14 protein-coding genes are annotated in these 24340 nt (G+C 53.7%); 5 read left to right on the top strand and 9 right to left on the bottom strand.

Annotated features, from left to right (window positions below; translation table 11 throughout):
- Nucleotides 1-28 precede the first annotated feature (28 nt).
- A complete protein-coding gene (locus IVB07_RS02205; protein WP_247767476.1) occupies nucleotides 29-1606 on the top strand; it encodes a calcium-binding protein in 1578 nt (525 codons plus the stop codon).
- A gap of 726 nt (nucleotides 1607-2332) precedes the next feature.
- On the opposite strand, the gene IVB07_RS02200 is transcribed toward IVB07_RS02205, so the two are convergent.
- The 3 genes from IVB07_RS02200 to IVB07_RS02190 form a co-directional block, all read right to left on the bottom strand.
- Nucleotides 2333-2839 carry a hypothetical protein gene (locus IVB07_RS02200; RefSeq protein WP_247767475.1) on the bottom strand — a complete coding sequence of 169 codons (507 nt, stop codon included), beginning with the start codon at nucleotides 2837-2839 and terminating at the stop codon, nucleotides 2333-2335.
- Between the two features lie 110 nt (nucleotides 2840-2949).
- Complete coding sequence (locus IVB07_RS02195; RefSeq protein ID WP_247767474.1) at nucleotides 2950-3177, bottom strand: hypothetical protein; 228 nt, start codon at nucleotides 3175-3177, stop codon at nucleotides 2950-2952.
- 280 nt (nucleotides 3178-3457) lie between these two features.
- The gene (locus IVB07_RS02190) at nucleotides 3458-4150 is read right to left on the bottom strand and encodes a tetratricopeptide repeat protein (protein WP_247767473.1); all 693 of its coding nucleotides are present in this window, start codon (nucleotides 4148-4150) and stop codon (nucleotides 3458-3460) included.
- A 256-nt stretch (nucleotides 4151-4406) separates the two neighbouring features.
- Between IVB07_RS02190 and IVB07_RS02185 the strand changes: the two genes are divergently transcribed.
- Complete coding sequence (locus IVB07_RS02185; protein WP_247767472.1) at nucleotides 4407-4841, top strand: DUF6641 family protein; 435 nt, start codon at nucleotides 4407-4409, stop codon at nucleotides 4839-4841.
- A gap of 181 nt (nucleotides 4842-5022) precedes the next feature.
- Here IVB07_RS02185 and IVB07_RS02180 read toward each other — a convergent pair whose 3' ends face one another.
- The 4 genes from IVB07_RS02180 to IVB07_RS02165 all read right to left on the bottom strand — a co-directional run bounded on the left by IVB07_RS02180 (nucleotide 5023) and on the right by IVB07_RS02165 (nucleotide 10396).
- Nucleotides 5023-7146: a hypothetical protein gene (locus IVB07_RS02180; protein WP_247767471.1), complete on the bottom strand. Its 2124-nt coding sequence runs from the start codon at nucleotides 7144-7146 to the stop codon at nucleotides 5023-5025.
- A 947-nt stretch (nucleotides 7147-8093) separates the two neighbouring features.
- A complete protein-coding gene (locus tag IVB07_RS02175; protein ID WP_247767470.1) occupies nucleotides 8094-8975 on the bottom strand; it encodes a hypothetical protein in 882 nt (293 codons plus the stop codon).
- 18 nt (nucleotides 8976-8993) lie between these two features.
- Complete coding sequence (locus IVB07_RS02170) at nucleotides 8994-9383, bottom strand: hypothetical protein (RefSeq protein ID WP_247767469.1); 390 nt, start codon at nucleotides 9381-9383, stop codon at nucleotides 8994-8996.
- Between the two features lie 629 nt (nucleotides 9384-10012).
- A complete protein-coding gene (locus IVB07_RS02165; protein ID WP_247767468.1) occupies nucleotides 10013-10396 on the bottom strand; it encodes a nuclear transport factor 2 family protein in 384 nt (127 codons plus the stop codon).
- Nucleotides 10397-10822: 426 nt separating this feature from the next.
- Here IVB07_RS02165 and IVB07_RS02160 point away from each other — a divergent pair, with 426 nt between their 5' ends.
- Nucleotides 10823-11302 (top strand): hypothetical protein, encoded by a 480-nt coding sequence (locus IVB07_RS02160; protein ID WP_247767467.1) that lies wholly within the window; start codon nucleotides 10823-10825, stop codon nucleotides 11300-11302.
- Between the two features lie 2848 nt (nucleotides 11303-14150).
- Here the strand turns inward: IVB07_RS02160 and IVB07_RS02155 are convergent.
- Complete coding sequence (locus IVB07_RS02155; RefSeq protein WP_247767466.1) at nucleotides 14151-14303, bottom strand: hypothetical protein; 153 nt, start codon at nucleotides 14301-14303, stop codon at nucleotides 14151-14153.
- 496 nt (nucleotides 14304-14799) lie between these two features.
- On the opposite strand from IVB07_RS02155, the gene IVB07_RS02150 reads away from it, so the two are divergent.
- Nucleotides 14800-18378 (top strand): Ig-like domain-containing protein, encoded by a 3579-nt coding sequence (locus tag IVB07_RS02150; protein ID WP_247767465.1) that lies wholly within the window; start codon nucleotides 14800-14802, stop codon nucleotides 18376-18378.
- Between the two features lie 639 nt (nucleotides 18379-19017).
- The gene (locus IVB07_RS02145) at nucleotides 19018-23709 is read left to right on the top strand and encodes an HYR domain-containing protein (protein ID WP_247767464.1); all 4692 of its coding nucleotides are present in this window, start codon (nucleotides 19018-19020) and stop codon (nucleotides 23707-23709) included.
- Here IVB07_RS02145 and IVB07_RS02140 read toward each other — a convergent pair.
- Nucleotides 23706-24257 (bottom strand): site-specific integrase, encoded by a 552-nt coding sequence (locus IVB07_RS02140; RefSeq protein WP_247767463.1) that lies wholly within the window; start codon nucleotides 24255-24257, stop codon nucleotides 23706-23708. The genes IVB07_RS02145 and IVB07_RS02140 overlap by 4 nt on opposite strands.
- Nucleotides 24258-24340: the final 83 nt, after the last annotated feature.

Raw genomic sequence — 24340 nt, 5'->3', positions numbered from 1 at the left:
AGGTTGTTGCATCATTGAGGAGGCAGTCATGATTAGACGCATTCCAATCACTCGTGGTGACCTGACGGACCATGAGATGGGCACAAAGGATATTTTGAACGGCACCACCGACACACCGCTCCTCTATGGTGACGCCGGAGGAAGCCTGCTGGATCACTCCATTGGTGGTGACGATACTCTCACCGCGCAACTTGTCTTCAACGCTCCGCCACCAACTCCCCTCACATTCAACATGTTTGGCGACGCGGTCGTAAATCTTTCCGATCATGCCAAGGGCGGCAATGACACGCTATCCGCCCAGGTCACCTACCCTTCGTTTTCTCAGCCCACAGTTACGGTCAACATGTACGGTGATGCTGGCGGCAACATCTCCGATCATGCCAATGCGGGGGATGATGCGCTGAACGTTCAAGGTGGGCTGCTCTTTGGTGCGATAGTAAATGTCTTTGCTGACGCCGGTGGCAATCTGTTAGATCATGCAAAAGGCGGTAATGACGGCATCACACTCTCTCTCGGAGAAGGGCACTTTACAGACACCGTTTATGGCGATGCTGGCGGAAACCTGTCCGATTTCGCCCAAGGCGGGAACGACACATTGACGGCCAGTAACGGTCCAGAGAGGACCTTGCAGTTCTATGGCGACGCTGGTGGCAACATGTCCGGCCATGCTCACGGCGGCAACGACAGCTTCACAAAAAACGGCTCCTCTGAGACCAACAATTATTTCTATGGCGATGCCGGGGGCGATATGTCGGGCCACACCGCCGGTGGTAATGACATTTACACGATGCGCGGACACGCAACCGACAATTTTGTCTACGGTGACGCTGGCGGAAACATGTCTGATTTTGCCAAGGGTGGCGATGACACCTACAATCAGCTTAACGGAACAAGCTTCCCGAACATCTTCTATGGCGATGCTGGCGGCAACATGTCCGGCCATGCTCAGGGCGGCAACGACACCTTCAACAAGACCGGCGGGGAGGGAAGCACATTCTACGGCGACGCCGGAGGCAACATGGGCGATCATGCCGTCGGCGGCAATGACACCTATAACGGCGGTAGCGCATCGCAAAGCGGCGGCATCGCATCCGGCTTGAGCAGAGCTTACGGCGATGCGCTGACCATGTCCGGCGACGCTCAGGGCGGCGACGACAATTTGATCGGAGGCAATGATCCCAGCCCACCTCCTGCCGGAACATACGAAACCATCCTCGTCGGGGACGCGCAGGCGATGTCTGACAACGCGCGTGGAGGGAACGACAAGCTGATCAGTGGCACCGGCAATGATGACATGTGGGGCGATGCTCAGGTGATGCTTGGGCTCGCGAAAGGGGGCAACGACACCTTCGTGTTCAACGTCAATAACGGCCACGACCAAGTCGAGGATCTCGGCCAGGGTCTTTCGAATTTTGGAACCGACCACATCGATGTCTCTGCGATTGGCATCGAGAACTTCAGCGAACTCACAATCTCGGCATTTGATCCGACCACACACAAGAGCACGATCACGTTCAGTGCGGGCAACGAGGTGGTTGTCCATAGCGAGGAAGCACTCAGGCCTCAGGATTTCATGTTTACGACGCACGACCTCTTACTGGTCTAGGCCACAGTGGCCCGGTCCGCTGGCCTCAAACCATTAAAGCGGGCCGGGCTTATTGTTTGTTGGCCCAGGCCAATTTGCTCCGCTGTGCATGAGTCCGCTTGTGGCCCGTCCAGACCTTCCCTCACAGGGCCGCGATGTCTGCCTTCAGGCGATAAGCCGACCCAGGCTCAAGTCGATTCGAAAGTCGCTCTGTGACCCGAAGAACCGTTCGGGGCAGCCACGATTCATCTCAGCGGGTCACGCAATTGTTCGTGGTTTGCACCGTGGCAACGCTCCTTGCCAGCTTTTTTCCTTTGCAAGCTCCCGCAACTTGGTCAAGAGAAGTCGCCGAGCCTTGTCACTGACTATGTGTAATGTGGTGCGACGTCCCTGGAGCTTAAATTCGTCCTCTCTCCGATCGTTCACCTTGTAGCCGGCTCGGCTACACCGATGATAAAGGCAATATCGAATGTCGATCAGCTCCTCAAAGCTGAGCGGAGCATTGCTCGACAACCAGAGGCAAACGTCAGTCGCAGGTGCAAACTTGCGCTTTCCTTCTCCTGGTGTGTTCTGCGATTTCTTCTGTTTGGTCGGCCGGTTGGACTTCCCAAAATCGTGACGGTCTAATGTGGCACTCATAAATAACTCCATTCACAGCGGAATGCTGCATGAGTTATTTATCGGTCTTTTAAAGTGCGCCTACGCTCAGGCTCCGCTAGTGGGAGAGTGGACGCTGCCTGATTGTCATCAGTTCATCTTAAAGATGGTTTGTTCCAACCGCTCTCTCAGGGCCTCAAGCAAGGACATCCTGGTGCTTGGTGTCGACTTTTGTGCGCTGTAGGTCGGAGCAGGCGCAGTATTCAGCGGCGGCGCTCGATGCGCCACAACCTTCTTTGCGGGTTCACGTTTGGTGACGTGCTTCGCCTTAGCAACGTCGACACCAACCTTGGAGGTTTTGAATTGTGGGCCGTCGGCCTTAAGCCCCGCAAAAGCGTCCTGTATTCGCTGTTGCGCAGGCTCCACAGGAGTCGGTGGCGGAGCGAAGTCCTCGCTCGGCAGCGGCACAATCCTCGGCAAGCGGGTGTCTATAACAACTCGCTCAGGCGGATGCTCGGCCGAACTAATTCTGATTGCCGGCCGTTCTGCGTCGCTAGTGATGGTGTCTGGTCCCGGCTGCGGGAAGCACAAGCCTATTCCGACTAGGAATAGGACAAGAGCACTGCCGACGTACACGAAATACTTGATCAAAGGCATGGGCCGCCTCCGTGTGAAGACGACCTTGCGACGTGGATTGTTAGCGGTTCACTAAAGTTGGATTAAAAGGAAAAACATGGTTATCACGGCGGCTGCAATGCAGAAGTCGGCTAGCTCACCCGGATCCGTGACTTCGATGACGCATCGTAAATCTCGACCTTCAGCATTGGATAGTTGGCAAGCAACTCGGCGGCCGCTTTCGTGGCGGCGTTCTCATCGACGAATTCGGTCTTGAAACGACCATCAACCACGATCGCATAACCGCTGGCTGGCGCAAGGTCAGCACGCCCTACTTGGCGTGGTTGCGGACGATCCACTCGTACGATTGTTTTGTTCATTCTTACTTACCCGATTGGAAAACGCCCGTGCTGCTGAGGCTCTCGCACTTCGCCGAATTGAATGCTTGCGGATTCCCAACCGGCGTAAGCACAAAACAAGAGGACAAAGATTCGAAATGCAATCGACATGCCGCCCACCTTTTCTTGTTGGCGACGACGATAATAGCAACGCCTTACGAGCAGCTTAGGAGAAAAGGTTTGCGCACGGTATACGTCAAGCGGGGGACGGAACGGCGCATCACGGCGTTCTTGGCGGCTCCGATTCAGCATTCATCAATGCTCACCTCCAATAGCAAGGCAGTGCAGGAACAATGTAACAACGTATAACCGCATACATCTTCTGTGCTGTTAGTCGGCTAGCTGTCTCGATCTGAGCGGGTGCCATGGGGTTAGCAATTAGATCTCGGTGCTTAGCTGCCATTCCGTCACCGGCGCCTGCGGCGAGGGCAAACCACATGTACGCTTTTGTGTAGTTCTGTAGGACGCCTCTGCCCTCCTGATAAAGAACTCCGAGATTGTCCTGCGCTATAAGGTCGCCTCGATTTGCAGCTAATAAGAACCAAAGTCCGGCCGCCTGATAATTCTGCGGCCCGCCCAAGCCGACGGCATACATCACTCCAAGATTGACGGCCGCCTTGGTTTCTCCTCTGTCAGCTGCGACCCTATACCAGCGCCGTGCTTTGGCGTAGTTCTGCGGACCGCCTCTACCGTCCTGAAAGATGCGGCCCAGATAATATGGAGCGAGAGAATTACCCTGCGAACTCGCAACGGAATACCAACGCACCGCCTCGTCGAAGCTTGCGTGAACTCCTCGACCTTCGTCGTACATCAATCCAAGCTTCACCTGAGCGGTGGGATCTCCTTGCTTGGAAAGTTCGGCATACATGTGCGCCGCACTGACGAAGTCGCCCCTAACATAGGCCATATTCGCTTCTTCGAGTGGACCTGACACGGCCCCTTCGATCGCCATCATCAATAGGATTATCGACAGCCACGCTCGCATACAATCAGGTCCTGCCGCACCAAAGCAGCACAAGCAAGATATGCTTTAGCGGTGCAAGAGATGCAAGATCAGCTCCGCGGGAGGCAGAGCATGCTAGACGAGGCAACTGAGGCGTTCCGCCCATTTCACGCTCCATCCTGTTTTGGTCGGTTTCGGCTCGACCGTTTGATCGGAGGCTTTATGTCGGATTGGCGTTACGTCGAGTCCAACAGACAGGAGACCCGGAATGTCGACCTCTATCCTCAAGTCCCTCACGTTCGTCCCGCAGCCCAAGGTCAGCTCTGACCCATTGATTATCAAGCGAGAACGCATGGTCTCTCGCCTGGAGGATCAGAAGAAGCTGCTTGCCGATCCGACCTACCAGAGGCGCATCAAGCGTTGGGAAAAGAAGGAGGGCGGCGAAAAGGTACTTGTCGAGAAGCCGCTCCGTACGGGCAAGTGGTGGCAACAGGACCCGAGCGGCGTCGTCGTGATGACCGTGAAGGTCGGATCGAAGCGCATCGAGTTCGAAAAGGGCAAGGCGGCCATTTCCGTCGGATCGATCGAGAAGCTACCGAGCGTGATCGATGCTCTCATCAAAGCCGTACGAGCTGGCGAACTCGACGCTCCGCTGAGCGAGGGTAAGGGACCCAGGTCGGTGCCTGGCCGTAAGGTCGCCTAAGAGCTCAGCCGCTTGAGCCCGTGAATGGGCCGGCGGCTTTTTCTCCCCCTGAGCGAATTCACCAGTCGACACTTGATTCGTTACCGCGAAATAACCCAAGCTATTCAAGCTCTATATAGATGAAGTGCTGCCAGTTACCCCGACTACGACGACCTCCACGCAATTTGCGCGGGAACGTTCCTCAGCCTTCGCCAACATCGAGTCTTCTGGACTCGTTGCCGTCAAAATACTCCTTCATTGCTTGCTCCGTAAGTCTGAACTTGCGACGCTTTTGTTCCATTAGTCGATCAACAAGCCCTTTCTGCTCCATGATTTTTCCTCGCTTACCAACAAGCTGGTACGAGCAGTCCAGATCTTCTGCAATCTCGGCCGCCATAAGGTCTCGGCGTTCGCCATACAGCGTTTCTAAGATCCCCAGCTCAGTTGTTGGCAATAACAGCTCCGGATTTACATCTCGCAAAATCGCTTCATATTTTTTAGAGAGATTAGTGACTTTGCACGTCCCGGCACCGCACTCAGGGCATCTCATTCTGTAAAGCTTCAGGCTTTCGAGCTTGTCGAGACCGAAGATTGCCTCACAGTCGTCGCACTTAATTTCTTGATTAGCCTGCAAGTACGATCGGATTATATGGCTAGAATCAAAAAATCGTTCCACGAAATACAGACGAAACTCCCGAAGCCCGACTGGACGTCCAAATTCAATCGAATGCTTCTCGCAGAGCCCAAAGTTTAGCGCAAAGACAGAGACCTTCCTTCCGTCTCGGTCTTTCATCTCGAAATACTTGGTGAGAAAGAAGTTTAGCTCCAACGTCGAGAGTACGCTTTCCAATTCGGACACCACGTGAAAGTGACTGGTAGGAGGGCGTCCTGAAATCTTCTGCATAAGGGACGATTCTCGATACCTCCGCAATTCACGGGCTCTGCTTACTAGCAATTCCAGGAGTTCTTTAAGACTGTAGATCGACAGCCGCTCGTCGAACCGCTCGTGCCTGAACTTCTGGATGCCAAAGAATGGCTCTATCTTTTCCTCGTAGTACTTGCGGGCTGCATCTCGAACAGCTCGAGCACCGATGAATTTGCCGTAGACAATGTGCGATTCGTAAAGATTTGAGAGGATGTGTCCCAAGTTTCTCGGGTTTCCCATCGTTGCAAAAAACAGGAGCTTAACCACCTCTTCGGGATTGGCCTCCACGAAGTCGCTGAGCCCCGCTTTGCAGAAGTGGCTCAACCGGGTGTCGATGAGCCGTGATGTGAAATCAATCGCCTTCTCTTCCATGTTCGAAACATCGTTCGAGCCATAAAGCTTGAACGGGTCCAAATACGCTTCGTCGATCTTTGTCTTGTCAATCTGACCGTAATAAACGCGACCCGGGTAGGCCGCAATTTTGAACTTGATTAGCTCCTGAGACCAATTATTGAGCGGCGCCAAAATTGAGTCCACAAAAATGGACATCGCGTCTTCAGGTAGCTCGGAGAAGTCATCGATGAAAATGTAAAGGCGCTTTATGCCAAAGCCCTGTAGTATTTCGCCCAACTCGTTGATGATGGTCTTGATATTAAAGGAACGGAGCAGAATCTGAGAAAAGTCATTCGCATGCTGTGTGGATAACGATGATGCAGCCGCAACTGAACCATCCGCAGCAACTTTTGGTATTCCCGTGCCGTCCGCTGAGATAGTTGCTGACGCCTTCGCATTGCTCGAAGCTTCGCTCTTGTTTTCTTCTTTTTTGCCGACGATCTTTATGCCCGTGACATCGTTAAACAGGCTAGCACGTGAACTCTCGATCAGGTCGTCTAGGGCTTCGAACACTTCGTCCGACGACGACAGAAGACGCTCCTTAAGCCGAGAAAGGAATGACTTCTCTATTTGCTTTTTCAATTCGGACCGAATCTCGACTAGAACCGTCTTGACGAATTCTTCATAGAGAAAAATACGCCGTATTCCTTCGGCGGGAAGCGCACCTTGTGAAGCCTCAGCCTTTTGAAGCAGTGCGGGATCCACCTCAGACGATTCATAAATAGTTTTGATATCTAAGTAGGCCGACACAGAGTGCGACTGCTTACGGATCTCGTGCTGGGATCTCTGAAATATCGTCGACTTGCCCGTACCTTTTCTTCCTATTAAGAACGTCGTGTTCGGCCTCATCATGGCGTTAAAGACGCCATCACTAGGCAGAGGATCCACGTAAAGTTCCTCGATCAGCGGCTTGTCACTCTCGTCGGTAGATAGCTCCGCTCTCCGGTAAAGCTTTAGCGACTGCGCCGCATCCGCGAACTGTTTCCGTTGTCTTTGTGTAAACGCCATGTTCGCTCGGTCTGTTTTGCCGCTGTGATAAGTGGCCGATTGAGTTCGCTCATCTCTAAGTAGCAAGGTAGCGCATTCCTTTGCAACGGGTCTATGCAGCCTGTATAAAACCGGCCGATTGATCGAGCGGAGGGTCGAGTTGCCGGGCCGGCCCGAGGGCGTGACAGTGATTCGATACGGATGGCTGCCGGCTCGGCTGCCTTGGCGGCGAATACCTCTGCAGAGCGCCACAAGTTACGTCGATTGCCCTTTATACGGTACCGTTCCGCTACCTTGATTGTAGCTCAGCTATCCGAAGATCAACCATGTGGAATTGCAGGTGGGTGCCCCCTTCGGCACACCGCTCACAGGGAACACTGGAGAGCTTAGTTCGCACCAGCGAAAGCTCATCGAGAATGCTGATGCCCTTTCCTGCTCAAGGCAAGATTGCCCTAGCAAGAACAGTCAGTTGAACCCGCATCGGTATTCCTCCAATGATTATCAGAGTTGATTCGGCCCTTTGCTGCAACTCGACCTAAGTCTCTTTGGATGGAGATATTTTTGAGCAAAGCTTCAGCGCTTTTCGAACTGGTCGCTAGAAGACGCAGTGAAACCTACCCCGCATATCATCACCTCCATAGCTTCGACGAAGGTATATGGGATTGCGAGCACGGAGTGCCCTGGACTAAGTCCGCCTGCAATCTTGACGCCGGCTTGATGATCATCTGCCTTGGCGCAAAGACGTTTAACTCTGCTCGACGAGCCCTGAAGCTCCCTGACCTCCAACTCAAGGACGCCTACGTACCTTCAGCGCACACGATTTACCACGGAAGTGAGATTTATGGTGTACCGCACACTGGCGGACTGGGACACGCAAATGCGGGTGGGATGGAGAAAGTCGACCAAATATGGGCAGGACTCGCCACTCGTTTCGATGAGTTGTATAAACGGTCGAGCAAAAACACCGCCTAAGATGCGTATTGCGCTTTAGCTCGGCTCACGTCGTAACCGATCATAAAGAGCGCTCTTTCAAGGCGCAGAACATCGCATTTTGTTTGTCTGGCAGACTCATTGAGAATGCGGCTCGCGCTCCACATCCATCGTGCATGGACCGTGTGCTTACCAAGCGCAGGAAATTTATATCGACCGACGCTCGGGTTGCGTGAACCTCGCTTTCCGGGTGTCTGACTGTCAAAATAGCCAAAACGAAGCTCCGCTGGAAGTTGCCCGTCCTTAGGTTGCCAATATCTCATTGCAAATAGAGCTAGTGCTGCACCGACCCGGCCGTCGTAAATCACGAGCTTCTTACCAGTATCGGCAAACGCATAGATTTTTGTCATTGCGGAGTTCATCGGGAGAGTTACGCCAAAACGATTCTCTGGATTTTCCTTTCCGTTTAGCAACGTTGCCGCCTTGAGGACCTCGTGCACTATTGAGCCTCTTTGCAAAGCCGTATTTAGCCATGTGATACTGGCGTTTTCTCTCCCGTTGCGGCTTCTTCCAACCTTGCCCCAATTGAGTGTGCGGACACAGGCAAGGTGAAAGGAGACTGGATCATCATGCGACAGCGCCAAGCGCTCACGGCATTCGTCGGATGTCCATGCCGAGAGCGTATCTTTCCGCTTTCGCTGCTCCAACAAAATGTCGTCCCAAGCGTATTGATCGGCAGCATTGGTGAGTGATGAACAGTTCCATTCCTGAGGACGGTTGCAGAACCTCTGAGCCGTATGCCAGTCAACCCATTTTGCAGAGCTGCCTCGCCGAGGCGGCATCTCATAAGAGTGATGAAATGAGCCAGTCCATCCGCTCGCAACTAGATCGGCGATTGCCTGTTCGTGGAGTGAAAGCATGGATTCACCAAGTGGCCATCAGCCTTTATGAAGAGCGACGAATAATGATGCGGCGGCAACCACCAACGATATTGCCGAAGTCAAAGCAGCAATTCGAAGCGCCGAGTTTTGTTGGGATTGATGGTTTGATTTATCGGAAACAAATTTGAGGAGCGAGAACAGATCCTGTGTATCTAGCGGCGGGCGCTCCTCGTCTGAATCGGCATCTCCGACCCGGGCATACCGCAAGTGCAAGGAATATAGGGGATCACCGTGGTCTCTCGATCGCTTTTTTGATTCTCTGAAAAGTCCTTTGAATGTCGTCACTACAGATCGCACGGACTCGATACTAATCGAAAGATCGTTGGCGATTCCTCTCGGTTGCCGTGACGGCCACTTCCCTACGGCGAGATGGGTCACTACAGCCATCAAGACTTCATGGTTTTTTGCATAATCAGGTCTTTCGCGCATAACCCTTACCATTGCAATCAGAGTGAGCTACATCCTGCTAAGACATCCAGTCATTGTACAAGCACCCGGAATCTGGGCGAGAGATTATTGGACAATATCCCCAAAGAAGCTCGTTCGCCTTATCGCCTTCGGGCTTCAGGACCTTGCGGTCATGGACTGCTGATGGCTTCGGTTTTCCAGATTCCTGCGGTCTACAGGGTACGCCCAGCTATAAGTTCGGGTACTAGTAGGTATAAGCCTTTGGCTTCCAAAAGGCACTTAAGCGTGCACTTGCAGAGCGCAGGCCAGCGGTCCACATCAGCGTCACCAATCAGCCATTACATCTATTGGGGTTTTCAGGCGGCCTAGCCGCTTTCCGCAGCGATCACTGCGTCATCAGCCTGTCGCGGTTCTAGTCGATGATCTTTGATCGGTCGCGGGTGATCTTCAATGAAGTGCAGCGCAGGATACTCTGGTTCGTGTTGCAGTTCATCAAACCCAGCGATGTGCCGTTACGAAACTGCTATAAGCTATATAGAGGTTTAGTGTCCCAGGATCAGTGGTTCTGCGTTCCGCGGTAAAGCGGCTTGCCGCTTGGCGAAGCCCCATCAATGCCCTGGTGCAGCTACGGTGACGGTCTCTTCCATCATCTTGGCTCGGCCGCCGTCTCGGACGATGATGGCGCTATAGTAGCCTCGCAGCGGTTGGTTGCCGAGTTTGGCGTGCCACTCGCCAGCATTGAACACGAAGTTGCCGACTGAGCGGGATACGTTGCGCTCTACCGAGTAGTCGTGCAAGTCCAAGTTGACGACATCCTGCAGGTTACGGCGAATGGCTTCTCGGCCGACGAAGATCCCGCTCGGCGTTACTCTGATGGCGTCCTCAGTGAATGCGGCTGCCATGGCATCGACGTCTTTGCGATTGTAGGTCCTCAGCAAAATTCTTCTGCAGGTCGGCATATTGATCGTCGGTGGCCTGCTGAGCGGCAGCACCAACGCACCCGACTATCATCAGAGATGCGGCAAGTACGATCGTACGCACCATCAGAGCCCGCCTTGGTTGATAAGGCCAGCCTCTACTTCACGGCATCGACCCGCAGCATCTCATCCAGCCGGGCTGGCAATACTCTTCATAGAGAGCGTTGATGATGCGCAACATGACCTGAAATCCCCTATCCACCCGATGAAGGCTGCGCCCCTTCTGTTTCGGGATCGCTTCACGGCACCCGCCATTTGGTTTCGACCGGCTCCCGCAGCGCATCATTCGGGGAGCTGTCGATTTGCAAAAGCTGCAGCTTCATCGTGTAACTTGGACTAGACTAGAATTGGCGTGCCACTCATTTCGCAGGCGGCCAACTCATCGCAGAGCAATTGCGCAAGCCAAAGAGGAAAGATGATAAACACCTAAGGAGGAACAGCATGAATCGCCGCAACATCCTTGTTCTCGGTCTTTCCGCTGTCATCGCTACGGCGCTATCGCAGGCCGGTCTCTCGCAGAGCGATCTTCTGATAGGGACCTGGAAGCTTAACCTCGAAAAATCGACGTTTACTCCTGGTCCGCCACCGAAGAGCCAAACGCTCAACTTCCAGCGGGCCGGGCAAGATCTCCAGAATACTGCCGAAACCATCGACGCACAGGGCCAAGCGACCAAGATAGTGTTCATGCACATCTACGATGGGAAGCCTCACCCCACGACAGGCAATCCCTTGTTTGATGCGACGACATACACCCGGGTCGATGATCACCACGTGAAGTGGGTCCGCTCTAAAGCTGATAAACCCGTGCAAACTGGCACCAACGAGATATCGGCTGACGGAAAGACCTTTACTGTTTCGACCGTAGGCGTTGGTCCCAACGGTCAGCCGATTAGCAGCGTTGGGGTCTACGAAAAGCAGTAGATTGCCGTTCAATACAGGGCGCCGCACCAGCGATCTCGGCTTCACTGGTCGGCGCCTGCAGATCGTCTTACGCATCCGCCGTGCATCAATTTCACCGGGAAAAGCCCGGTCGCTATCGAAGTGCCAAGGCGCTAAAATTACCCAGCAGCCCAAGACGAGCCCCGACGATGCGTTCGAGCCAGCTGCGGGGTCCGAGACACTGGGCTGCCCCAAAACGCATCAGAGACTTTGGAAGAGCTTGGGTGTACCGCCAGCCCACAATGCACAGGAGAAACTGCAGGGTTCTCGACAAAAGATTGACACCATAGACCGCTGGGGTCGTACTCCGTTGAAACGACTCCGCAATTTTACTTCCAGTACAAGTACAAGCACTGTCATGGCCGCTGGGCTTGATGCAACTGATCGTTGCTTCTTCAATGGGTTAGCGGATCGCCTCAGCTAGGCTGCCCGCCTTCAGTTGAAATGCTGTCGACCATCGTGGTGCTTGCCGAACTTCAGGGGCACCATGAATGGACGGCGCTCGCTATCTTGAGGATGGCAAGCTCACGGTTTTTCGCCGCAACGGCACCTACTACGCTCGCTTTCGGCTTTCACCGGGGAAATATGTAACTCGGTCGTTGAAGACGACCGTCGAGGAGAATGCCGTGCAGCTCGGCCGACGCCTGTTGTTCCAATTAGAACACAGGGCCCAGCAAGGCCTTCCGCCAAGAATGAGCCCTCTAGCAACCGGTATAAACGATCGTGCCGTACGTCACGCCGGGATTTGTTCGACAGACAGTCCATGTGCTGGACTTGGAGATAACGTTTTCGCTGCAGACCTGATAGGACTGAAGTTCTCCGGAACAAACATTGCCTGCCGTTGGCCCTCCTCTAAACGTCGTGTATTGCGGTCCTTGATACAAGGACCACCAATCATAGTACCGCGTCACAGTTGCAGGCCGGATTCGAGCTTTCTTCGTTGCAGCATCAACCGGGTTGTTCCCCAGCAAGAAGAGACTCAGGACCACCGGAACTACTGATCTCATGTTAGTTGATCCCTTTGTCACTGAATGACGCGAAGAGATTTGCAGCAGTTATCTCGCAACTGCTGATCTCTGAATTGCCCGACGCACCCGATTGTTTCACGCACGGCTCACGCTTGTTACCTGCAGTTGACGTAGTACCAATCGTACCCGCACCTACCGCCCGATACGCCCATGTCTACAGGAACAATTCCGTAATGGCCGGCGCCACATAGCCCCGCCCCAACTTGATCGGGCGACCCAGCATAACAGTAGATGTGCAAGTCCTGTCCTTTAACCCAATTGTGGCCGTTCGCACACCTTTCATCCCTCTCGCCATAACAAACATACGTGCTGGAGCCGAGAAGCCGGGGCTTAATTCTCTGAGGATAATCAGCTGCGTGGGAGAGAGAGGCTGATGCCAAGACGATCGACGCGGCTGTGATCACTAACCTGCCCCAGAGGCACTTGCTGAAGTAGCTCCATTTCGGTTCACATGAATATGGTCGGTCCGGCATTCGCCCCTCCTGTCTCAAACATTCGACTTACGGTCGGCTGATGCAAACTCACAAGCAGAGGTAAAATTATCAAAGTAACTTTGGGGCTGTGCGTTCTCGGCGCGAGTTGCGAACATCGAGATGCTCGATGGATTTGCCCTGGGCTCGCGAGCTATACACAAACCAACAGACAGCGCCGGCCCTGAAGCCACAACCGGCTCATGATAAAGAGACCGCACGTCAGTTTGCCAACTCGGGGTTGAGTGCTATCCACCCGTCTTTGCATTCCCGGCCCTGTATCGGCGATTTCCAACCTTCTCGCGGGAACGACGTGAAGGGTGTCTTGCCATCGCAAGCTTCTTCATATGTCGTGGCGAACCGACCTACCAACTGACCCGGCGTCGGGGCCGAAAGCGTATCGTACCGAACCCAGCCGGTCTTCGAAGGCCACGGAGAGACCGGACTAATTGAATTTATGCGCTTCTGTGTCCGTTCTGGGCTAACCCGCTTCGGTTTCGAAAAGGCCGCGTTCGTGAGCACAATTGCGAGCACGAGCGCTCCAGAGAAAGCGACTGTCCTTCTCATACATTCCCTCATTATCTAAATAAAAAATGCTATTGCAACCCGCCCGAGAATATGAGGGACAATAGAGCCGTCAAGGGCATTTCTTGCTTGGCCTTGAAATAAAGGGCAACGAAGCTCTGTGTTCAGCGTCCGCCTGACAGGGTTCTAGGGTTCAAGCAAATTATTGGTCAACAGAGTGGACCTATAGTTGCATGGTCGAATGGTTGTACGATAGCGCGACGATTACTCGACGACAGGAGCCTTTTATGCATAGCATTAGTACGGCCTTGCTTTGTCTATTGCTTCTGATGAGCACTGGTCCTGCTAGCGGTCAAATTCCAGGCCCGAAGGAATCCGGCGGTACAGTCGCGCCAGTACCCATCCCCGCCAACCCAGACGCACTCAGGAAACCGACAAAAACACTAAAGAAGAACCCGAAAAATATGAGTGTCAGACCAAGCTATGTTGGTCCGTGCGGCGGAGCGTACATCTGCTACGACGACTCAGTAATCCAGTGTGGCGGTGGAGGTCGCCCTTATGAAGACGTGCCCTCAAGGGAGTGCTATTGCTGGGCAGATAACTGCCCCACCCAGTAAAGTAGACCCTCGATACCCCTGTTAGCGCTGTGATCTCCGAAAGGGAGCGTAGTCGCTAATCGCCAATACGGGGGAAGCCCAACGTCTGTACCTTAGTTGTCCAAATTCTCGGATTAAGCTCTCCATTTTGCGAGCGACCTTCCGTCGGCGTGAACACCAGCGCACGGCGGCATTGGATGTTGAGCAGAAGTCAGTCTTCAAGGCCGGTAGCGAACACCGCAGCCATAGCCTGTTTGCCGCAATATTCTTTATCATCTGGACTGAGGTGCCCATATGCCGGCGACTCGAACATCCCGACGCCGATGCGCAACGCATTGACTGTGTAGAAATGCCGGAGGGTCATTATCGCCCACTTCGTGCAGAGACACGAAAGCTGAACGCATTTACCTCGAACAAGAGCACAGAGCCGAGCAAGGCTTTCCACAAGCTCCTGTCGTTCGCAATCATCACCAAATGATTACTGCTGGGCGCTCTTACCCAAACCTGGGACAGTAAGCCCGAAACTGATTTCCTAGACACGTCTTGTTGCGGCGAATCGTCACAAGACGCGATGAAATGCCGCGCATTTGTTGAATGCTGCCAAAAGTCGTGGCAGCCTTACAACCACCGGCAGATCTCTTTCACAAACTGTGACTTCTCAGCCTTCGTAATCCAAAGGTTGCGATGACGATGCTGCATTGTTTTTCGAGCTGTAAGGGACAATTTCTTCAAAGCGTTGACCTGATTTTGCAGGTGTCGCGATCTCGGACGCCGTTATGGGGCACAACACCAATTGTTGTATTTCGAGAACGAAATCGAACAGGAGATTTCGGGTAATCGCCAGCAATTAGGAGAATGCAATGGCCAATAGATTCATTTTCCACGAAGGCGACACGTTTTCTTTCAGTGCTTTAGCTGGGAAAGATGGAAACGGAAATCCTGTACCTGTAACGATCACATATAGCACGACACCGGGCTCGGCTACTCCGGGCGTAGACTACGAGCCGGCGAACGGTTCGGTGACATCTACTGAGCCCAGCGACCTCGTTACCAACACTTATCAGATTTTCGACGATCAGATTTGGGAATTTGGAAATCTTGCGAACAACCAGTCAGGAGAGAACTTTTTCGGAACTATCAGCAATAACGCCACCATAAATCCCGGTCTGTTTGAGGCGATCATACTCGATGACGAGGACAAGCCTACCCTCTCAGTCTCATCGGTCACCGCCGCGGAAGCGAACTCCACGGTCAACGTATCCATTAGAGTAACTGCGACGAAAGCAGCTGATAAGCCGTACGACATTACACTTACGCTGCAAGATGAGGCGCACAATTTTGAAGAGAAGAGCATCGTTGTTACGATGCCTGCATTTCAAACCAGTAATGAAGGCATTTTTCACCTTATCGGCGATACAAAACCAGAGCTCGACAAGAGCTTCACTGTGTCCGCATCCACGCAGGTCGGCGGAGGATTAAATGCCGCGTCGGGCACGATAACTGTGACAAATGATGATTGGCCGACGGTTAATATAAGTCCTGATGCCATTGCGGCTACGGAAGGTGATGATGCATCCGGCGTCGTGCAAGTTTCACTTTCAGAAGCCGCCGAATTCCCGGTTTCGATCCACTTTTCTTTGCAGCCGTCGGGCTTCGAAAGCGATGTCGTTCTGACGGCTGACTATGTAATGCCAGCCGGTCAAACAGTAGCGGGCATACCAGTAGTTCGAGCGCTTGTTGACGACATCCCTGAGCAAATGGAATCCGGTGTTCTACAGGTGACGGCAAGCGGCGATTCTGGAAGTGGCCCGCATGAGCTGTCAGTAGATACCAACAGCGTTGCGCTGGTGGTAAAGGACCATGTGACGTCGGCTGATGGCCAAATTGGAATCGCAGACGGGATCGCGGCTTTCAAGGCAGCCGTTAATACTTTTAAGGCAACCGTAGATTTCGCGCTCGCATTCGACCCTGACAATCCCGCTGTAGTAAACATCAAGTCCAACTTGAAGATCATCGGAGATGCGCTCGATGGCGCGAAGATTGCACTAAATTTTCAGAATTTGGTGTCAGTCCCTGCGGTTTCATTTTCGGACGGCGTTCGGCTCGTCTATACTGATATCGTAAATACCGTCGTCGACACCTTCTCCACGTTTTTCCTAAAGCCAGCTGCCGTCGCTATTGCAAGTCTCAGCGCCTATGAGGCAGGCCTGGGAGTGGGAATGCTAGTTCAGTCGCTCGGCACCGAGGCCGCAGTAGCGGCCGTTCTAGCTGGAGACGGGGCACTCACTTTGACCTTGGGTCTAGGAATAGCGAGCGCGACAACAGTGGCAGTCGCCGCTTCACCATTCCTTCTTGCCGCAGGCGCCGGCTGGGCCGCGAAGATTGCTTACGATGAAATGTCCAGCGAGAGCAAGGATGAGCTGAAAGGCCTTCTATTAGACTACGGAACAAACGTCGGTCAGGGTTTTCAGGATGCATTTGAGACGATACTGAACCCGGCGTTCGAAATCACGCCAATCGACGGATATCTGGTTGGTGCAACTGTGTTTGCCGATTCGAACGAGAACGGGTCGCTTGATCAAGGAGAACTCTCAGCGACCGTCGACACCGACGGAAGATATTTTCTGGCGAGCAGCCCTGCATCAACGGTTGCGTACGGGGGATTTGACAGCGCCACGGGGCTTGCATTCAAGGGGCATCTGTCCGCGCCGTTGGGCTATTCCGTTGTCAGTCCCCTCACTACTTTGGTGAGGGACCTACAATCGAAGAACGTTGAACTCCCTGACCAGAAGGTCCTAGGGGCGTTTGGACTATTGCCGTCTTTGAGTCTTTCCAAACTAGATCCAATTGCCGCCACAAAATCAGGCGATGCTGACGGTGCAGCGGTCTATGTTGCCGGTGCCAAAGTCTACGACACAGTTGAGATGATTGCATCGGCGTTGGCAGGTGCAGGGGCGGCATTCACTCATACCCTTCAGACTGCGTTCTCAGCACTGGCTTCCGCATTGAACGGACCGGGTATAAGCCTGAGCGACAAGACTGCTCTGAGTGCGTTGATCACTCAAGTCGCTCAAACCGAAAGCATTTCACTGGCCAGCGGTGTGGCCGACGCCGTCGCCTCTATCATTGCCGCAGGGAACGCCGCATTAGACCATGTGGTGCAGACCGAGCAACCTGGTCCCCAGTTGCTAAACGATGTGGCTGGGATCGAGCTGGTGATGCAAGGAGCAGCATCGAGCGCGATCACGGACGCCGCTGGAAACCTGACGCAACTGCAGGCGATCGCAAACCTCTTTACCGGCACCAACCTCAGCGAACTGATCTCGCAAGCACAAATCGAAGTACAGAATCCTGATCAGGATCTCGGTCCAATCGCATTCGACGGTTCAGCCTCGACTGACCAAAACACTGTTCTAAATGGAATGGTGTCAGCAGTTGATCTGACGGGTGATAGCATAACATATGGTCTGGATGGGGCAGCCCCCGCAGGATTGACCTTCAATTCGGATGGGACCTTCAGCTTTGATCCGAAGGATGCATTCAAGTACTTGGCGCTCGGCGAGAGCACGAACCTCTCCTTCCAATTCAAAGCGCTCGATGACCAGGGAGCAGTCGACACCGCAACCGAGACGATCGCGATCAATGGATTGAATGACGACCCGACTGCGACCGCGGACAGCAACGGTGTGGCGAGGGGCAAGACCCTTTCGGTATCTACCACCAACGGCGTACTGGCGAACGATAGCGATCCCGATCTAAACGACCATTTGGCCGTCGTAGCGGTAGACGGGAAAGCATCTGCTGTGGGTCATGCGATCAAAGGTGAATACGGATCGCTCATCCTCAACGCTGATGGTAGCTATACGTACGTGGCGAACCATGGCCATCATCACGTCGACCATCATCATGGCCATGCACATCACCACGGCAATCATCGTCATAGTCAAGCAGATGATCATGGCGTAGCGCAGGATGTGTTTGAGTACTCGGTTTCAGATGGCCACGGTGGCCTTTCGAGTTCCAGCCTCAGCTTTGTGGTGTTCGACAAGGGTACGACCTACCTCTCCGGCGTCGATACAACGCTGACCGCGGGCAAAGGCAGCTACATCCTAGATGGCTCGGCGAGCGGAGATACCCTCATCGCAAGCAAGAGCGGCAATGTCCTAATTGGTGGCCCCGGTGACACGCTCATTGGCGAGAAGGGCGACGACACATTCCTATTCCGCCCGAATTTTGGGGTCAACACGATCAAGAACTTCGATTTGCACGAAGACACGTTGCTGTTCGATCACATCACTTTCTCTAGCGTACGAGATACCCTGGCGCACACAGCTGATACTGCTCTTGGGGCCATGATCTCAGACGGGCATGGCGACATGGTTACGCTGGTGGGCATCAAGGCTGCTCAGTTGCACGTGCACGATTTCAACATTGTGTAGTTAACCGAGGGATGTTGTATGCAACTCTTGTGACCCGGTTGCCGCAGGTGAGCGGCTAATCGCCGAGTCTCGTTGCGAACACGGCAGCGGGCGCCTGCTTGCCGTAGTACTCCTGGGATGATTTCTACTGAGGTGCCCATGTTGCGAGCCACCTCGAATACGCCGACGCCATTTCGGAGCGCATTGACTGCATAGAAGTGCCGAAGGCCGCAGATGGTGTACTTCTCTCCAAAACTGTTCCGCTGGATTCCAGCTTCCCGCAGGGCCGCATTTAGCTGATCGATCAGAGTGACGATTTTGGAGCCGGGCTGTTTTGATGCGTCTGCAAAGACGTTCGCCAAAGCTGGCGGAATTCCGATAGTTCGAATGCTGGCAGCAACAATCAACGGCAACCGAATTGCGGAACACGGTTGACTCTTCCGTTGATCTAGCTCCATAGTTGAAAACTGGAATTGCCTAACATTTAATTTTTCAGATGCCCGCAAGCACGCATTAAGCTTCCGGGGAGCCTATGAGGGCATGCCCCAGCCAGGAGCACCTCGCACTATTCACGTCAATAGTCGATTGAGGAAACCTGCGCTCTGATCGCGGGCAGGCTTTGTATTGTTTGCCGACCCGAATTGGCGAGAGGGGGCAGCATTGACAACATATTGGGTTCAGGTCGACTTCAATATGGAGCGGCATGAGTACGGGCCCGGCGGAACTCCAACACCGGATCATGGACCGCCACTTACAATTCTAGGGACCACCATAGCTACTCCTTGGGTGTTTCCGTACTCACCCTTTACAAATGATACGAGCACACGTTGGGCGAGCGTAGCACAAGGCGACTGGCAACTCGTTGAGCAGCCGAACGGCCTGAACTACCAGTTGATCATAACGAACATCGTCGAATGGGATTACACGGCCGCCATCGGATCCTATTTCATCGCAGGCACTCAACCTGCTCCGCTCCAACTCGTTGGACCAGTCTTATCCGACAGTGCTGAGGCTGCACCCGACTATCCAAATGGTCCGCACAGTACCTATACCATCCAGTGGACCGACTTCGTTTGGGAACAGATCACCGTACCCGATGACGTGAAGGTTTCGATCGCTGGTCCGCCCAACACCGTATTTAATAATGCGGCATTGTACACCGTGACTTTGAGTTCAGCCTCGTCATCTGTCGTAACCGTAAACTACGCAACATCGGACGGGAGCGCAAAGGCCTTAGCGGAATACACCCCAAGTTCTGGGACTGTAACATTTCTTCCAGGTGAAACGTCGAAGACAGTTGCCGTGCCTGTGTCAGTGAATAACCTGAACTCGCACAATGAAACGTTTCAAGTTTTACTAAGCAATGCAAGCGGAGCGACAATTGCAAACGGGTCCGCCTCGGCAACTATCGATGCCTTGTTCACGAAAGGCAGCGATAAGAACGTTGACTTAAATTCTGCGTCTTCGATTCAAGCTATCGCTGACGGAGCTGATCCAACAAAGGGTCTTGGAGGAAGCGACTCAGTTACGCTTTCCAACGCCGGCCAAGATTTCAGCTCAGGTTCTAAAATCGGCGATACCTATTCCGTCAAAGGTGGCGGCGGCAATTACAACATTACGCTCGGGGCAGGCACGGACTCCGTCGAAATTAATGGTGCAGGAATAAGTACACTATTCGCCGGTGCGGGAGCCTTTATCCTCTCTGCTATTCTCTCGATCTCTGGTGGCGGCACGATTCGAGCGAATGGAAATCTAAGCGGCGGGTCGGCCACAATAGGCGCTAACTCGACGTTGGAGTTGACCGGCTCTGACAGCGGGACAATTACGTTTGCTGGTGCCCATGCAACCCTGAAAATCGACGGCACGTCGATGACGACGGGGGTGATCTCGGGGTTTGCACCAGGCGACAGCCTTGATATTGCCGCTGTGCCCTTTGATGGACATGGCTACACTATTTGGGAGTCGAGCACCAAGACACTTCAGTTCGTGGACAATGGAGCTGTTTACAATTTCATTCTATCGCAGCCAATCGTAGGTGGGGTGGCGCTATCTTCAGATAACAACGGGGGGACAAAGATCGAGTACAGTCCAAATCCAGTTTCCGCTTATTCGACGTCACCAGCACCACCGCCTCCGCTACTACAGCCGTCTAATCCTTATAGCGCAGTTGTTGAGTTATCTTACATCACAACAGGCGGAGTAGCCGCTTTTGGAACGGGATTCATAATTGGCCCTCACACCATTCTTACTGCCGCACACGTACTTACAAGTGCTAAATTGGAATCTCTGTTGGGACCAGTCTCGGGCCCAATTGTAACGATCAACGGCGCTCAAATTTCTGTCGGCGCCGTCAGTACCTTCGTAGACCCGCAGTATGTTAGCTCACCTATTTTTAATGATCAGAACGAGATTCATGACTTCGGTGTAATCAACACTTCTGTCAATCTTTCTCCGTACGGAATATTTCAACTGAAATCTGGCTTTACTGGGGGAAGCGCAAATATTACTGGATACGCAGGTGGCGCTGGCTCTCAGCATAATTCCATCCAAAATATCATCGTTGGCGCCACTGGCCTTCTGGAGGATCCGGGCAACCTCGGGGGAGGTGCTAGTGGCGGGCCCGTCTGGGTTTCCGACGGAAGCTCATTCACAGCTGTCGGAATCTATGTTGGTAGTGGACCAGATGCTTCTCTGCAAATTACTCCGGCTGACATAATAGAAATACTCGGGTGGGAGGCGCTGGGCGTTTCGCTACCCTCAAAGCTAATCAATCATTACATCTCCGGCGCAACCGTGTTTGCCGATGCCAACGGCAACGGACAACTTGACCCGGGAGAGGTTTCGACCACCACGGATGCGACAGGCGGCTTTTCGCTGGCAGGCGGTACTGAGCCGCTCGTTGCCTTCGGTGGCATAAACACCTCAACCGGCTTGGCATTCAAAGGCCAACTATCAGCTCCGTCGGGCTCATCAGTAATCACGCCTCTGACCACCCTTATGAGTTTGCTGAGCTCTGATGCCTTCGCCGAACAAAAGGTCCTCTCATCGTTCGGCCTTTCATCAAGCATTGACCTAAACACCTTCGATCCTATTGCTGCAGCTAAGGCCGGATCTGCCGATGGTGCGGCGGTCGAGATTGCTCACGCCAAAGTCTACGACACGGTCAGCTTGATTGCTTCGACGCTCGTAGCAGCGGGAGGCGACTTTTCAGGCGGCGTAAAGGAGGCCTTAGCGGCTATTGCAGCAGCCATTGATGGGTTAGGCGTCAATCTCACCAACGAAGCGCAGCTCAAAGCCCTTGTCCTGGCCGCTGCGCAAGCCGACGGTCTTTCCCTCGATCAAGGCATTGCTGACAGCGTGGCAAGCATCACCGTGGCCACCAACACGCTCCTGGATCATAAGGCTCAGGGCGGGGCAACCGGCGATGCCTTGCTTAATGCAATAGCAGCCCTCGAACGGGTGGTCCAAGGCACAGCCTCGAATGCGATCCAGCAAGCCGGTAATGACCCGGGTCAACTACAGGCTTTGGTGGATGCCTTCTCAGGTCAGAAGCTCGACGATGCAGTGACGACGACTTTGGAGCATCTTGGCGTTGCCGACACGATGGCACCTTCGCTGACGCCAGTGGCGGATAAGACGCTGGAAGCGACTAGTGCGGCCGGTGCAGGGGGCTTCTTCGCAGCCACCGCCACCGATAATATCGATGGCACCGTTCCGGTCGTTTTCAAAGAAGGCAACACGGTCGTTCACTCCGGGGACGTGTTCGGACTTGGAAGACACACTGTTACGGCCAGCACAGTTGATGCTGCCGGCAACATCGCCTCGGACACCTTCAAGATCGATGTGGTCGATACGACGGGTCCGACGCTAGCACCCATTACCGATCAGGTGCTCGAGGCAACATCAGTTTCTGGTGCTGTGGCCTTCTTCGCAGCTACCGCAACGGATGCAGTGGATGGCACGGACCCCATCGTATTCAAGGAAGGGAACACTGACGTTCATTCCGGTGACGTCTTTAGCTTCGGTACCCATACGATCACGGCGAGCGCTATCGACGCTGCCGGTAATCAGACCTTGGAGAACTTCAAGTTCAACGTGGTCGACACTATCGCTCCAACGCTGACTCCGGTTGCCAATCAGACCAAAGAGGCCACTAGCGCCGCTGGGGCTGCTTTCTTCTTCACAGCTACCGCCACTGATGCAGTAGATGGCACCGATCTCGTCGTCTTCAAGGACGGCAACACAGTCGTTCATTCCGGCGCCATATTCGGTCTCGGCAACCACACCCTCACGGCGACCACGATCGATGCGGCAGGTAATCTTTCTTCGGAGGCCTTCACAATCAATGTGAAGGACACGACCGCACCGACGCTGACCTCGATTGCCGATCAGACCGTACAGGCGACCACTAATTCAGGTGCAGCGGCATTTTTTTCAGCCACCGCAACAGATTTGGTGGATGGGACCGACCCGATTGTGTACAAGGAGGGTAACACGGTCGTTCATTCCGGTGATATCTTTGGTGTCGGCACACACAGCATCACTGCCAGCACAGTTGATGCTGCTGGCAACTCTGCCTCGGAGACCTTCAAGCTAAGTATGACGGCTGCCACCAGTCACACTCACAATCCGATCGCAGTGGACGACAGCAACGGTGTGGCCAAGGGGAAGACTGTTTCAGTATCTGCGAGCAAGGGTGTTCTAGCTAATGATAGCGACCCTGATCACGATCATCTCTCGGTCGGGTCCGTCAATGGCTCCACAGCAAACGTTGGCCATTCTATTAAAGGAGACTACGGAACTCTGACGTTGAATGCTAATGGCGGCTACGCTTATGCAACAACAGCAACAGCTCTGCCGTCACAGATTTTCGCTCAGGATACATTCACCTACACCACCATCGACGGTCATGGTGGCAGCGACACCTCTACCCTGACGTTTTCCGTCTTTGATCCGTCCTTCACCTACAAGGCGGGCTCGAATACCATCTTGTGGGGCGGGAACGGAAAGGACGTGCTCGACGGATCGGGAGGCCACGACGTGGCATACGGCGGGAATGGCGCCGATGTACTGATCGGCGGGAAGGGCGATGTTCTTGCTGGAGGTAAGGGGCCTGACCAATTTGTTTTCCGGCCTGAGTTTGGTGCCAACACCATCCTCGACTTCGATGTGAAGAACGACCACCTGCAATTTGACGACTCCATTTTCAATTTGGTGAAGAGCATCTTAGATCACACCACTAATACGCCGCTGGGTGCTTTGATTTCTGACGGACATGGAGATTCTGTGTTGCTGCTAGGAGTCAACAAGACGCAATTGTTGGCGCATAGCAGTGATCTACTGATTGCCTAATCGCCCAGCCTCGTCGCAAACACGGAGGCAGTAGCCTGCCTCCCGTAATACTCTTGAATGATTTCCACCGAAGTACCCATATTTCGGGCGACCTCGAAGACGCCAACGCCGTTTCTCAATGCTTGCACCGCATAAAAGTGGCGGAAGCTATAGACGGTGTACTTCTCGCCGAAGCTGCTGCGTTCAATGGCAGCCTCCCGCAGCGCCGCATTCAGCTGATCGATGAGAGTTATGATCTCCGATCCGTCTGGCATGACGAACAGCAAACCGTTGGGATCTTCAACTCGCCGCTTTGTCAAATATTTGTCTAGTCGCTTGTTTGCGGCCGACCTAACGATCGCATCCCGCTCGCCAGTTTTTCCTCTCACAACGAAGCGAAAGTTGTTACGACCTTTTTCGTCTTTGAAGGGGTGCACATCTCTAACACCCACGTTGTTAACTTCTCCAGGCCTGAAGCCAGAGTTTGCCACGACTAGTATGTAGGTTTGCAGCAGTTCCCGGCTTTTGCGAGTCCGCACATCACGAGCTGTGTCGATGCGCTTACACATCGTCCGCCACAGCTGACGAAACTCCCATTGCTCAAACGCAGGTCGTACCCGTTTCTTCTTCGGGGGTGAAGAAGCAGGTAATG

The organism is Bradyrhizobium sp. 172 (assembly GCF_023101065.1).
Lineage (GTDB): Bacteria > Pseudomonadota > Alphaproteobacteria > Rhizobiales > Xanthobacteraceae > Bradyrhizobium > Bradyrhizobium canariense_D.
This window is presented reverse-complemented; position numbering and strand designations above follow the sequence as displayed.